General features: G+C 66.6%; 10 protein-coding genes. 3 read left to right on the top strand and 7 right to left on the bottom strand.

Annotated elements, in window-relative coordinates:
- The 5 genes from narI to V9G04_13950 all read right to left on the bottom strand — a co-directional run bounded on the left by narI (position 1) and on the right by V9G04_13950 (position 7,725).
- Positions 1-744, bottom strand: coding sequence for a respiratory nitrate reductase subunit gamma (narI, locus tag V9G04_13970; protein MEI2714360.1), 744 nt, complete (start codon positions 742-744; stop codon positions 1-3).
- Positions 741-1,505, bottom strand: coding sequence for a nitrate reductase molybdenum cofactor assembly chaperone (gene narJ, locus V9G04_13965; GenBank protein ID MEI2714359.1), 765 nt, complete (start codon positions 1,503-1,505; stop codon positions 741-743). The genes narI and narJ overlap by 4 nt, the downstream gene beginning before the upstream one ends.
- On the bottom strand, positions 1,502-3,202 hold the full coding sequence (narH, locus tag V9G04_13960) for a nitrate reductase subunit beta (GenBank protein MEI2714358.1): 1,701 nt from the start codon (positions 3,200-3,202) through the stop codon (positions 1,502-1,504). Before narH ends, narJ begins: the two co-directional genes overlap by 4 nt.
- A gap of 66 nt (positions 3,203-3,268) precedes the next feature.
- Positions 3,269-6,916 (bottom strand): nitrate reductase subunit alpha, encoded by a 3,648-nt coding sequence (locus V9G04_13955; GenBank protein MEI2714357.1) that lies wholly within the window; start codon positions 6,914-6,916, stop codon positions 3,269-3,271.
- 29 nt (positions 6,917-6,945) lie between these two features.
- On the bottom strand, positions 6,946-7,725 hold the full coding sequence (locus V9G04_13950) for a helix-turn-helix domain-containing protein (protein MEI2714356.1): 780 nt from the start codon (positions 7,723-7,725) through the stop codon (positions 6,946-6,948).
- A 135-nt stretch (positions 7,726-7,860) separates the two neighbouring features.
- Here V9G04_13950 and V9G04_13945 point away from each other — a divergent pair, with 135 nt between their 5' ends.
- The 3 genes from V9G04_13945 to V9G04_13935 all read left to right on the top strand — a co-directional run bounded on the left by V9G04_13945 (position 7,861) and on the right by V9G04_13935 (position 12,292).
- The gene (locus tag V9G04_13945) at positions 7,861-9,201 is read left to right on the top strand and encodes a nitrate/nitrite transporter (protein MEI2714355.1); all 1,341 of its coding nucleotides are present in this window, start codon (positions 7,861-7,863) and stop codon (positions 9,199-9,201) included.
- Positions 9,198-10,589, top strand: a complete 1,392-nt coding sequence (locus V9G04_13940; GenBank protein ID MEI2714354.1) for an MFS transporter — start codon at positions 9,198-9,200, stop codon at positions 10,587-10,589. Before V9G04_13945 ends, V9G04_13940 begins: the two co-directional genes overlap by 4 nt.
- Positions 10,590-10,951: 362 nt before the next feature.
- Complete coding sequence (locus V9G04_13935) at positions 10,952-12,292, top strand: deoxyribodipyrimidine photo-lyase (protein MEI2714353.1); 1,341 nt, start codon at positions 10,952-10,954, stop codon at positions 12,290-12,292.
- On the opposite strand, the gene arcC is transcribed toward V9G04_13935, so the two are convergent.
- Positions 12,274-13,182, bottom strand: coding sequence for a carbamate kinase (gene arcC, locus V9G04_13930; protein ID MEI2714352.1), 909 nt, complete (start codon positions 13,180-13,182; stop codon positions 12,274-12,276). The genes V9G04_13935 and arcC overlap by 19 nt on opposite strands.
- 6 nt (positions 13,183-13,188) lie before the next feature.
- Positions 13,189-14,193: an ornithine carbamoyltransferase gene (locus V9G04_13925; GenBank protein ID MEI2714351.1), complete on the bottom strand. Its 1,005-nt coding sequence runs from the start codon at positions 14,191-14,193 to the stop codon at positions 13,189-13,191.
- Position 14,194 lies beyond the last annotated feature (1 nt).

Genomic DNA, 14,194 nt, shown 5'->3' with positions numbered 1-14,194 from the left:
CTACGAGCCGACCTTGTCCCAGCCACGTCGACCCGCCGTGCTGCCGTACGCCGAGTCGTCACGCGAGCGATAGACGATGTAGGGCCGCGTCAGATAGCCCACCGGCGCGGAGAACACGTGCACCAACCGGGTGAAGGGCCAGAGCGCGAAGAGGCCGAAGGCCACCAGCGCGTGCAACTTGAACCCGATCGGCGCGACGGGGATCCCGGGGCCACCTGCCATCTTCTCCGGCATCGGCTGGAAGGCCAGGAACGAGCGGTACCACTCCGAGACGCCCGTACGGTAGTTGTACTCCTCCACGCCCGTGGCACCCAGGATCGTGTTCCACATGCCCAGCAGGATCACCAGGCCGAGGAACACGTACATCACCTTGTCCATCGGCGTCGTGGCCGAGAAGACCGGGCCGACCGTACGCCGCCGGTAGATCAAGATGAACATGCCGATCATCGCTGCGGCGCCGGCGGCGAGGCCACCGATGACCGCCGCGAGGTGGTAGGTGTGGTCGGAGATCCCTAGCCCGTCGGTCCAAGACTTCGGGACGAGCAGCCCGATGACGTGGCCGCCGACGACTCCCATCATGCCGAAGTGGAACAGCGGCGAGCCCAGCCGCAGCAGCCGGTCCTCGTACAACTGCGACGAACGGGTGGTCCAGCCGAACTTGTCGTAGCGGTAGCGCCAGATGTGGCCGACCACGAAGGTCGCCAGGCACAGGTAGGGCACGATGACCCAGAGGAAGGTGCTCATGACGGCATCCCGATGAACTCGGGGTGGTTTCGAGACGGCCGCTGCGCGGCCACCTCCACCACCGGTGGATTGAACATTGCGAGGGCAGGATCGGGGGCGGTCGGGCCGCCATAGCCGTCGAGGCCGACCTGCTCACCAGGCGGGCCTTGCTCGACGAGGCGGCGTACGGCATCGGCCTGGTCGCCTTGGAGTTCGGGCAACGTGGCACACAACGCGATCAGCGCGTGCGCCCAGGGTGAGCCGGTCGTACGGTCGTCGTTGCGCCACGAGGTCAACGCCAGGCGCAACATCTCGATGCCCGCGCGATGGTCGTTGAGCAGCTTCCAGGCACCGTCGGCGTCGAGGGTGGCGCCGAACTGGAGTACGGCGCACAGATGGTCGGGAAGTTCGCCCTCGGCCTCGTCCCACTCCACTCCCGCCTTGCGGTAGGCCTGCTTGAACTCCACCAGCGCGACACCGCGACGACGGGTGTCGCCGTAGGCGAAGTAGGTGAGATAGAGCGCGCACTTGCGGGTGTGGTCGAAGGTCTCGACATAGTCGCGTTGCAGGTCACGCAGAGGCGTACGGCGGTAGTGCTCGACGAGGGCCTCGAGGTCGGACCCCGCGGGCACCAGGCCAGCGACCTCGTCGAGATTCTCGACCAGTTCGTCGCTGGGGTAATCGAGCAACGCAGAGCAGGCCGCCCAGATCCGGCGGCGTTCCTCGACGCCGATCTTGTGGTTTCGAGACGCTCGTTCGCGCTCGCTGCGCCGCCATCTCACGACTGGCCGCCCGCGGGAGGCTGGGTCGGGTCCTCGATCACCGAAGCGTCGTCCGGAACGTCCGCCTTGGGCGGGAACAGGCCCTCCGGCGTGCCGCGGCCGTCCCAGTTGAGCAGGTTGACCCGCGAGGACTTGTCGGGCGGAGCGGCGACCGAGTCGGCCGTCTGGCGCCGACGCAGCATCTCGAAGTTCTCGACCGCGACCGGGGTCAGCGCGCCGGAGCCCTCGCCGAAGTACTGCTCGTTGTCGTCGTACGACGAGACGGGGCAGTCGGTGGCCAACTCCTCCAACGCGTGCGCCTGCTCGGCGTGCGCGGGCGGGATGACGTACCGCTCGGCGTACTTCGCGATCGCGAGCAGCCGGAACATCTCGTACATCGACTCCTCGGTCATGCCGACCGCCTCCGGGATCGAGGGGTCGCCGTCGCGGCCGAGGTTGATGTCGCGCATGTACGACCGCATCGCCGCCAGCTTGCGCAGCACGTTGTTCACCGGCTCCACATCACCGGCAGTGAACAGGTTGGCGAGGTATTCGACGGGGATCCGGAGCGCCTCGATCGCGGCGAACAGGTTGCCGCGGTCCTCGGCGTCGTGGCCGGTCTCCTTGATCACGTCGACCACCGGTGACAGGGGCGGGATGTACCAGACCATCGGCATGGTGCGGTATTCCGGGTGCAGCGGCAGCGCCACCTTGTAGTCGGTGATGAGCTTGAGTACGGGCGACTTCTTGGCCGCCTCGATCCAGTCACCGGGGATGCCGGCCTTCTCGGCCTCGCGCGCCACCGCCGGGTCACGCGGGTCGAGGAAGACCGAACGCTGGGCCTCGTACAGGTCGTGTTCGTTCTCCACCGCCGCGGCCTCGAGCACCTTGTCCGCGTCGTACAACATCAAGCCGATGTAGCGCAGTCGCCCGACGCAGGTCTCCGAGCACACGGTCGGGATGCCGACCTCGATGCGCGGATAACAGAAGGTGCACTTCTCGGCCTTGCCGGTCTTGTGGTTGAAGTAGACCTTCTTGTACGGGCACCCCGACACGCACATCCGCCAGCCGCGGCAGCGGTCCTGGTCGACCAGGACGATGCCGTCCTCCTCGCGCTTGTAGATCGCACCGCTGGGGCACGACGCCGCGCACGACGGGTTCAGGCAGTGCTCGCAGATGCGCGGCAGGTAGAACATGAAGGTCTGCTCGAACTCGAACTTGACCTTGTCCTCGATGCCCTTGAGCATCACGTCGCGCGCGGCGTGCTCCTTGGAGCCACCCAGGTCGTCGTCCCAGTTGGCCGACCACTCGACGTTCATGTCCTTGCCGGTGAGCAGGCTCTTGGGCTTGGCGACCGGGAAGTTCTCGGTCTGCGGCGACGACGTCAGCGTCTCGTAGTCGTAGGTCCAGGGCTCGTAATAGTCCTGGATCGACGGCAGCTTGGGGTTGGAGAAGATGTTCAGCAGCTTCTTGATCCGGCCACCGGCCCGCAACGCGATCCGGCCGTTGGACTTGCGGACCCAGCCGCCCTCCCACTGCTCCTGGTCCTCGTACGTACGCGGGTAACCCAGGCCAGGCCGTGTCTCCACGTTGTTGAACCAGACGTACTCGGTGCCGGCCCGGTTGGTCCACGCCTGCTTGCAGGTGACCGAGCAGGTGTGACACCCGATGCACTTGTCCAGGTTCATCACCATGGCCATCTGTGCCATCACGCGCATGTCAGATCTCCCGTCCGCTGGTTGAGGAGCGAGCGCCAGCGAGCGTCTCGAAACCAAGGACAGTCATCAGTACTCCACCTTCTGGTTGGTCCGGCGCCGGATCATCGTGACTTCGTCACGGTTGTTGCCGATCGGGCCGATGTAGTTGAAGAAGTACGCCAACTGGGCGTAGCCACCCACGATGTGGCTCGGCTTGAGCAGGATGCGCGTCAGCGAGTTGTGGATGCCACCACGCTTGCGGTCACGCTCAGTCAGGGGGACGTCGATCAACCGGTCTTGGGCGTGGTGCATGTAGACCGTGCCCTCGGGCATCCGGTGACTCACGATCGCGCGCGCCGCGACCACACCGTTGCGGTTGACCATCTCGATCCAGTCGTTGTCCTTGATCCCGACCTTCTCGGCGTCCCGATCGCTCATCCAGACCGACTGGCCACCGCGAGACAGCGACAACATGAAGAGGTTGTCCTGATATTCGGAGTGGATCGACCACTTGTTGTGCGGAGTCAGATAGCGCACCGAGACACCGAGCTCGTTCTGTTCGCCGATCGGGGCCTCCCCGAACAGGGCCGACATGTTCAACGGTGGTCGATAGACCGGCAACCCCTCTCCCATGCCGAGGAACCAGTCGTGATCGACGTAGAACTGCTGGCGGCCCGTGAGGGTGTGGAAGGGCTTGAGCCGCTCGATGTTGATGGTGAACGGCGAATAGCGCCGCCCGCCGGACTCCGAGCCGGACCACTCCGGCGACGTGATCACGGGCACCGGCTGGATCTGGGTGTCGGCGAAGGTGATCTGCTTGCCCTCGTGCTCGGCCGAGAGGTCGTGCATCTGGGTGCCGGTGCGCTTCTCCAGGAACTTGAAGCCCTGGGTGGCCAGGTGGCCGTTGGAGACGCCCGCCAGGTGCAGGATCGCATCGGCCATCTGGATGTCGGTCTCGACGAGCGGCTGACCATCCCCAGCGCCACCGCGGGCGACGCCGTTGCGGTTGCGCAGGATGTCGATCTCACGCTTGACGTCGTACGCGACCCCCTTGGTCAGCATGCCGGCCTTCTCCATCAGCGGGCCGATGGAGATCATCTTGTTGTAGATCTGGGTGTAGTCGCGCTCGGCCACGGCGATCACCGGCATCGTCTTGCCGGGCACCGGGTCACACTCGCCAAGACGCCAATCGCGCACGACCCCGTGCTCGGTCGCCATCGCCTCGGGGGTGTCGTGCCACAGCGGCTTGGCGACCACGTCCTTGCGGGTGCCGAGGTGATCCTCGGCCAACTCCGAGAAGCGCTTGGCGATCACCTTCCACGCGTCCCAGTCGGACTTGGTCTGCCACGGCGGCGCGATCGCGGGGTTGAAGGAGTGCACGAACGGGTGCATGTCGGTGGTCGAGAGGTCGTGCTTCTCGTACCACGTCGCGGCCGGGAGCACGACGTCGCTGAGAATCGTCGAACTGGTCATCCGGAAGTCGATCGTGGTGAGCAGGTCGAGCTTGCCCTCGGGCGCCTCGTCGGCCCAACGTACGGTCCGTGGACGCTGGTCCTCGCTGGCCTCGACCGCGGTCGCAGCGCTGTCGGTGCCCAGCAGGTGCCGCAGGAAGTACTCGTTGCCCTTCGCGCTGGACCCGAGCAGGTTGGAGCGCCACAGCGACAGCACCCGCGGGTGGTTCTCTTCGGCCTCGGGGTCCTCGACCGCGAACTTGAGCGAGCCCTCCTTCAGCGACTGGGCGACATAGGCAGGCACTTCCATGCCAGCCTCGGCTGCGTCGTCGGCCAGCTGCAGCGAACTGCGGTCGAAGGTGGGATAGGACGGCGACCAGCCCAGGCGTACGGATTGGGCGAGCAGGTCCATCACCGTCTTGTCCTTGAACACTCCGGTGCCCGCGTCGAGGTCGTCGGCGTCGAAGGTGTCATAGCGGTATTGGCTGGTGTTCACATACCAGTACGCCGTCTGGTTCATGTGCCGCGGCGGGCGGTGCCAGTCGAGCGCGAACGCCATGTGCTGGAAGCCCATGATCGGCCGGATCTTCTCCTGGCCCACATAGTGCGCCCAGCCGCCGCCGTTGCGGCCCTGCGTGCCCGTGATCGTGGTGAGCACCAAGATCGCGCGATAGATCTGGTCGGAGTGGAACCAGTGGTTCACGCCCGCTCCGAGCAGGATCATGCCGCGACCCTCGGTATCGATCGCGTTCTGCGCCCACTCCCGAGCCAGGCGGGTGACCTGGGCCGCGGGGACACCGGTGTGGTGCTCCTGCCAGGCCGGAGTGGCCGGCACGCGCGGGTCTTCGTACGACTCGGGCCACTCGCCGGGCAGGCCCTCGCGGCGTACGCCGTATTGGGCCAGCATCAGGTCGAAGACCGTGGTGACGAGCTTGTCGCCGACGCGCGCGACCGGGACGCCGCGGCGCTCGTACGACACCTTGTCGCCGTCGAGGTCGAAGCGCGGCAACTCGACCTCGACCGCCTCGCGGACGCCGTCGAGCATCGTCAACGCCGGGTCGATGTCGCCGAGATCGAGGTTCCACTGCCCCAGGCCCTCATCGCCGTAGCGGTGCCCGATCGAGCCCTTCGGGATGCGCACCTCACCGGTGTTGACGTCGATGACGGCCGGCTTCCACATCTGGTTCTCCGAGCCACCCTCGGGGTGGTCGATATCGCCGGCGACCAGGAACTTGCCGGGGCGATAGACGGTGCCTTGGTACAGCTCCAGCGTCACCAGGTGAGGCAGGTCGGTGAACTGCTTGTTGTAGCCCTCGAAGAAGTCGACCTTGGAGTCGACGAAGTACTCCTTGAGGATCACGTGCGCCAACGCCATCGCCAGCGCCCCGTCAGTGCCGGGAGCAACGGTGAGCCACTCGTCGGCGAACTTCACGTTCTCGGCATAGTCGGGCGCGACCGCGAGCACCTTCTGGCCGCGATAACGCGCCTCCGTCATCCAGTGCGCGTCGGGCGTACGCGTCATCGGGACGTTCGAGCCCCACATGATCAGGTAGCCCGCGTCCCACCAGTCGCCCGACTCGGGCACGTCGGTCTGGTCGCCGAACACCTGCGGCGAGGCGTTGGGCAGGTCGGCGTACCAGTCGTAGAACGACAGCATCGGCGCGCCGACGAGTTCCAAGAAGCGCGCACCCGAGGCGTACGACACCGGCGACATCGCCGGGATCGGCGAGAATCCCGCGATCCGGTCGGGACCCCAGCGCTTGACGGTGTAGACGTGGGCCGCCGCGACGATCTCGGCGACCTCCTCCCAGGTCGCGCGAACCAGGCCACCCTTGCCGCGCGCCTTCTTGTACGCCCGCGACTGCTCCTCGTCCTGCACGATCGAGCCCCAGGCCACGACGGGGTCACCGAAGCGCTGCTTGGCCGCGCGATACATGTCCAGCAGCACCCCGCGGACGTACGGATAACGCACCCGGGTCGGCGAGTAGGTGTACCAACTGAACGCCGCACCTCGCGGGCAGCCGCGAGGCTCGTACTCCGGCCGGTCGGCGCCCGCGGAGGGATAGTCCGTCTGCTGAGCCTCCCAGGTGATGATCCCGTCCTTGACATAGACCTTCCACGAGCACGAGCCGGTGCAGTTGACGCCGTGGGTGGAGCGGACGACCTTGTCATGGGCCCAGCGGTCGCGATAGAAGGAGTCGCCCTCGCGTCCGCCCTTCTTGAAGACGGCGCGATCGTCTTCGGACACCTGCACCTTGGTGAAGAACCGGCGCCCTCCGATCAGTGCCTTCTGGATGGGGCTCTCGAGGTCGGTCACGACGACTCCTCACTGGTAGGTGCTTCGGGGGACACGGAACGCAGGCGGAACGGGGTGCGGGTGCGGACATGGGCCTGGCACAGCTCGGGGCCGACGAAGGGCTCGAGCGACACCTCGGTAGCGGTCTCACCGAACTGGTGCATCGCTCCTGCGATCAGGCCACGGTGGATGCCGCAGACGACGGCTGGGTTGGTCTTGGCGAGTTCGAGGAACGGGCACCGGACCAGGTCGACGCGACAGTTGCGGCCGCCCTCGGAGGTGGTCAGGTCGGGGGTGTAGCCCCAATCGCGCAGCACGTCGATCATCCGGCCGACCTTGGTCAGCCAGGCGCCCGCAGTGTCAGCAGGCGGTGAGGTGTCGGCGGGGATGTTGCGGCGCGCCCAGTTGGCGCCCGCGTCCGCGGGGGTGATGTCAGTGCCGAACGACTCGGCGAGCAACTCGGTCAGCACCTTCAGCCCGGCCTCGGTCGGGTCCTGCTGCAGCGAGCCGGCCGCGAGCGCGTAGTGCTTGCTGGGGCGGCCCACAGCGCCGCGTACGAACTCTGCGTCGAGGAGGCCGTGCGCGACCAGTTGGTCGAGGTGGAAACGCACGGTGGTGACGTGCAGGTCGAGCATCTCCGCCAATTGTGCGGCGGTCAGCCCCTGGGGCTCGCCGGACTCGGAGAGGTGATTGGCGATCGCGTCGACGATCGCCCGGCGTACGGGTGACACCAGCAGCGCGGCACCCTCATCGGGCACCGCAAAGGCACTCGATCCGAACGACGCTCCGACTGACACGGCTCCCACTCTGGCACACCTCCTCGCCGGGCATCCTGCCGCGGCCCCCTAAGTTTAGAGGAATCTGTTCCGTGTTAACAATGCCACAACGTGTCGGTTTGCACGCCGCTGGGCCTGCGGGTATAGCGTTCTTCTGTGACTTTAACGGAAACCGCTCCCTCTAAAACGGGAGCCAACCGAGTCCTCTGGCTCTCCACGATCAGCTTCACGCTGATGTTCGCTGTCTGGCTGATGTTCGGCATTCTCGGCAAGCCGATCAGCAAGGAGTTCGACCTCTCCGAGGTGCAACTCTCGTGGATCATCGCACTGGCCGTGCTCAACGGTTCGATGTGGCGTCTGCCCGCCGGGATGATCACCGACCGCATCGGCGGTCGCAAGGTGATGACCTTCCTGCTGGCCGCCTCGGCCGTCCCGGCGTACCTGGTCTCCAAGGCGCAGTCCTACGAGATGTTGCTCGTGCTGGCCTTCTTCGTCGGCTTCGCCGGCAACGCGTTCTCGGCCGGCATCGCGTGGAACTCGGCCTGGCAGCCGCGCGAGCGCCAGGGCTTCGCGCTCGGGCTCTTCGGCGCGGGCAACGTCGGCGCCTCGGTCACCAAGTTCATCGGCCCCCCGATCATCGCGGGCACCACGGTCGGAGTCACCTACTTCGGCGTGTTCCCGGGTGGCTGGCGCTTCATCCCCGTGGTGTACGCGGTCCTGCTCGTCGTGATGGCGCTGGCCACGTGGTTCCTCACACCGAGCCAAGACCAGGCACCTGGCAAGTCGCAGCCACTCTCCGCGCAACTCGCACCACTGAAGAATGTCCGAGTGTGGCGGTTCAGCCTCTACTACGTTGCGGTCTTCGGAGCGTACGTCGCCTTGTCGGCCTGGCTGCCGCTCTACTACATGGACAACTTCGGGGTCAGCCTGCAAAGTGCGGCCTACCTGACCGCGACCTACATCTTCCCGGCGTCGCTGCTGCGGCCCCTGGGCGGTTCGCTCAGCGACCGCTTCGGCGCCCGAAGGGTGATGTATTGGACCTTCGGCGCGATGATCGTGATCAGCGGCATCTTGATGATGCCCAACGGTCACATCGTGATCTCGCAGCCCGACGGCGCGCAGAGCGAACACCTGGCGTACTCCATCGCCCTGGCGCCCTTCGCGTTCCTGGTCTTCCTGCTCGGTTGCGCGATGGGTGTGGGCAAGGCGGCGGTCTTCAAGCACATCCCCGAGTACTTCCCCGACAACGTCGGCGCGGTCGGGGGCCTGGTCGGCATGCTGGGCGGTCTGGGCGGCTTCTTCCTGCCGCCGCTGTTCGCCTACACCAAGGCCTGGTCCGGCTTCCCGTCGAGCACGTTCTTCGTGCTTTTCGTCCTCACTGTTGTCTGCGCGGTGTGGATGCACTGGACTGTCGTACGGATGCTTCACGAGCAGTCACCCGAATTGGCTCGACACATCGAGAACCCGACCGATGCCCCTGAGGAGACAATGGCATGAGTACCCAAGCGGCACGCTCCAGCGAATGGTTGGAGAGCTGGGACCCCGAGAACGAGGAGACCTGGGACTCCAAGCTGGCGTGGAAGACCCTGTGGGTCACCACGTTCTGCCTGACCCTGGCCTTCGTCGCGTGGTTCCTGCCTAGCGCGATCATCCCCAAGCTGAACCCACTGGGCTACTCGTTCACCACGACGCAGCTCTATTGGATGGCAGCCATGCCCGGCCTCTCGGCCGGTCTCTTCCGGCTGGTGTGGATGGTGCTGCCGCCGATCATGGGCACCCGCAAGATGGTGGCGCTGACCACGCTGCTGCTGATCTTCTCCACGCTCGGGTGGGGCGTACGCGTCCAGCAGCCGACCGCTCCCTACTGGGAACTGATGGTGCTGGCGTTCCTCGCCGGTGTCGGTGGTGGCGCGTTCTCGGGCTTCATGCCGAGCACGTCGTACTTCTTCCCCAAGTCCAAGCAGGGCACGGCCCTGGGTCTGCAGGCGGGCCTGGGCAACTTCGGCGTCTCGCTGGTGCAGTTGCTCACGCCGTACCTGATCGCGTTCTCCGGCCTGGCGATCTTCGGTGGCAGCCAGATGCTGTCGATGCCGGGCAAGCCGTCCAGTGAGGTCTTCTTCCAGAACGCGGCGTTCATCTGGATCCCGCTGATGGTGATCGGCGCCGCGATGGCCTGGACGATGCTGAAGTCGGTGCCGATCAAGGCCAACATCAAGCAGCAGTTCGACATCTTCGGCAACGTCGACACCTGGCTGATGACGCTGCTCTACATCATGACCTTCGGCACCTTCTCCGGTCTCGCCGCGCAGTTCGGTCTGCTGATGGCCAACCTCTATGGCATCGGCAACGCTGACATCGTGTCGGGTTCCGGCGCGGACGCGACGGTATTGATCGACGGGTACGCCGTGCCGGACGTGGTGAAGTTCGTCTTCCTCGGCCCGCTGGTCGGCGCCGGTGCGCGCGTGTTGTTCTCGCCGCTGACCGACCGGATGGGCGGTGCTATCTGGACGCTGATCTCCGGCGTCGGCCTGATCGGCTCGATCGCGTACACGATCCCGGCGCTGACCCCCGACACCACCTCGGCCGACACCTTGCACGCAGGCTTCAACCAGTTCCTCTGGGGCATGCTCGCGATCTTCCTGTTCGCCGGCATCGGCAACGCTTCGACGTTCAAGCAGATGCCGATGATCTTCGAGAAGCGGCAGGCCGGTGGCGTGATCGGGTGGACGGCGGCCATCGCGGCCTTCGGACCGTTCTTCTTCGGCGTCGGTGTGACCACGCTCGGCCCGACCACCTTCTATGCGATCGGTATCGCCTGGGCGGTCATGTGCGTGGCCCTCACCTGGTGGCGCTACGCGCGCAAGGGTGCACCCAAGCCCAGCTGAGCATCCGGTGGTTGAGGAGCGCCGAAGGCGCGTCTCGCCGGTGGTTGAGGAGCGCCGCAGGCGCGTCTCGAAACCAAGGGGCCGGTCGTCTTCGGACGGCCGGCCCCTCTGTCTCCCCCGGTGGTTGAGAAGCGCCGCAGGCGCGTCTCCCCCGGTGGTTGAGGAGCGCCGCAGGCGCGTCTCGCCGGTGGTTGAGGAGCGCCGCAGGCGCGTCTCGAAACCAAGGGGCCGGTCGTCTTCGGACGGCCGGCCCCTCTGTCTCCCCCGGTGGTTGAGGAGCGCCGCAGGCGCGTCTCGCCCGGTGGTTGAGGAGCGCCGCAGGCGCGTCTCGAAACCTCCGCCGCCTGTCTAGGCTCATCGCCGTGACCGATCTCGTCTGGCTGCGCCGTGACCTTCGGCTGCGCGACAACGCAGCGCTCGCGGCGGCCGGCGACTCCCCCGCGCTGCTTTTCGTGATCGACCCGGTCTTGTGGGCGTGCGTCGGGCCGATCCGGCGGGCCTGGCTCGGCGCGTCGTTGCGCGCACTCGAGGCCCCGCTGATCCTGCGCCTGGGCGACCCGGCCGTCGAAGTCGCGCACGTCGCGACGTCACTCAATGCCTCTCGCGTTCACGTCGCGCGCGAGTTCACGCCGTACGCGGTGCGACGCGACCGCGCCGTGGCCACCTCGCTGCGCGACGGCGGCGTCGAGCCCGTCGTGACCGGGTCGGCGTACGCCGTGGACCCCGGCACGCTGACGACCAAGTCGGACACCGCGTTCAAGGTGTTCACGCCCTTCTCCCGGCCCTGGCTCGAGTCGGCCGCCGAGGTAGTCCAGTGCGAAATGGTCGACATTCCGCCCCAACCACGACCATTTCGCACTGGACTATCGGAAGAGGCGGCCTGGCACGAGGTCGACCGAGCCATCGCCGAGTGCCCGATCGACCTCCCACCGGCAGGCGAGGAGGCAGCACACGCGCGGTGGCGCACCTTCCTCGACGAAGGGCTGAAGGCGTACGACACCGCGCGCGACCTCCCCGGAGCCGACGGCACGTCTTTCATGTCCCCCTATCTCCGGCTAGGCGTCGTGCACCCGACCACCCTGCTGCACGATCTGCGCGACCGCGAAGACGAGGCCGCACATCGCTTCCGGTTGGAGTTGGCCTGGCGGGAGTTCTATGCCGACGTGTTGTGGAACAACCCCGACTCGGCCTGGGCAGACCTCAACCGCCTCGGCGTCGCGTACGACGAGCCCGGGCCGGAGTTCGAGGCCTGGCAACGAGGAGAGACCGGATTCCCGATCGTCGACGCAGGCATGCGTCAGTTGGCCAAGACCGGCTGGATGCACAACCGGGTTCGGATGATCACCGCGTCATTCCTGACCAAGGACCTGCACGTGTGGTGGCCCCATGGCGCCCGGCACTTCCTCGATCTGCTGCTCGACGGCGACCTGGCGTCGAACAACCACGGCTGGCAGTGGGTCGCGGGGACGGGCACCGACGCCTCGCCGTACTTCCGCGTCTTCAACCCGGTGACGCAGGGACTGAAGTTCGACCCCCACGGCGCTTACGTACGCCGGTGGGTGCCCGAGTTGGCGGACCTGCCCGGCAAGACCGCCCACGAGCCATGGAAGTACGGCGGCGCTCCGGGCTATCCCGACCCCATCGTCGATCATGCCTCGGAGCGCACCGAGGCGTTGCGTCGTTATCAGGCGCGGGTGACCTGAGTTCCCGCCGTGCCCGCCACGATCTGGTCGATATCGGCCAGCGAACCGATCGCGGCCCGGCCACCGGTGTGTTCGACGAAGCGCACCGCCGCCTGCACCTTGGGACCCATCGAGCCCGCCGGCAGGTCGAGATCCACGATCTCGGCAGGCGTCACGGCACCCAGGCGTCGTTGCGTTGGGGTGCCCCAGTCGAGATAGACCCCGTCGACGTCGGTCGCGATCACCAAGAGGTCGGCCTCCAGTTCCTCGGCCAGCAACGCCGACGCGAGATCCTTGTCGATCACCGCTTCGACGCCATGCAGCCGTTGCTGCTCGTCGTACATGGTCGGGATGCCGCCGCCACCCGCGCAGATCACGATGGTGCCGAGATCCAGCAATTGCCGGATCGGCTTGATCTCGAAGATCCGTTTGGGCTGCGGGCTGGCCACGACCCGACGGAACCCGTCCCCGTCAGGCGCGATCGTCCAGCCCTTCGACACCGCCAAGGCCCGCGCGGTCTCCTCGTCATAGACCGGGCCAATCGGCTTCGTCGGCGTCAGAAACGCCGGGTCATCGCGGCTGACCTCGACCTGCGTCAACAAGGTCGCGAGTGGCTGCTCCGTCGGAAGCAGGTTGCCCAGCTCCTGCTCGATGACATAGCCGATCATCGCCTCGGTCTGGGCGCCGAGGACGTCGAGCGGATAGGGCTCGACATCGACGTACGCCGCCGCCTGCAGCGCCAGGAGACCTACCTGCGGCCCGTTGCCGTGCGCGACCACGAGCTCGTTGCCCGGTGCGACGGTGGCGATCCGCTCACACGCGACCCGGATGTTGTCACGCTGGTTGCCGGCGGTCATGGGTTGACCGCGTCGCAGCAACGCGTTGCCACCTAGGGCGATCACGATCCTCATGGCGACTCAGCCCAGCGCGGCCACGAGGACCGCCTTGATCGTGTGCATCCGGTTCTCGGCCTGCTCGAAGGCAATGTTGGCCGGGGACTCGAAGACCTCCTCGGTCACCTCGATGCCGTTGCTCAGCTGGGGGTACTGCGCCGCGATCTGGGCCCCGACCTTGGTCTCGGAGTTGTGGAACGCCGGCAGGCAGTGCATGAACCGCACGCGGGGATTGCCACTGGCAGCCATCAACTCGGGCGTCACCCGGAAGGCCATCAACTCGTCGATCCGCTCGCCCCAGCTCTCGATCGGCTCGCCCATCGACACCCAGACGTCGGTGTGGATGAAGTCGACACCCTTGACCGCTTCGAGCGGGTCGTCGGTGATCGTGATCCGCGCCCCGGACTCCTTGGCGAAGCCTCGGCACAACTCGACGTGCTCCTCGGTCGGCCACAGGTGCTTGGGTGCCCCGATGCGTACGTCCATCCCGAGCTTCGCGCCGACCAGCAGCAGCGAGTTGGCCACGTTGTTGCGCCCGTCGCCGACGAAGGCGTACGAGATCTGGTGGATCGCCTTGTCGGAGTGCTCGGTCATGGTGAGCACGTCCGCGAGCATCTGGGTGGGGTGGAACTCGTCGGTCAGGCCGTTGAAGACCGGGACCCCGGCAAACTCCGCCAGCGTCTCGACGTTCTCCTGCGCCGATCCGCGGTATTCGATGGCGTCATACATCCGCCCCAGCACCCGAGCGGTGTCCTTCATCGACTCCTTGTGCCCGATCTGCGACGACGTCGGGTCGATATAGGTGACGTGCGCGCCCTCGTCGTACGCCGCGACCTCGAAGGCGCAGCGCGTGCGGGTCGAGGTCTTCTCGAAGATCAGCGCGATGTTCTTGCCTTCGAGCGTACGCCGGGAGTTGCCGGAGTATTTCGCACGCTTGAGGTCGCGGGAGAGTTCGAGCAGATAGCGCAGGTCGCGCTCGGAGTGGTGCACCAGGCTGAGCAGGCTGCGGTTGTGGTTGTTGAAAGGCATG

Source organism: Nocardioides sp. (genome assembly GCA_037045645.1).
Taxonomy (GTDB): Bacteria; Actinomycetota; Actinomycetes; order Propionibacteriales; family Nocardioidaceae; genus Nocardioides.
This window is presented reverse-complemented; position numbering and strand designations above follow the sequence as displayed.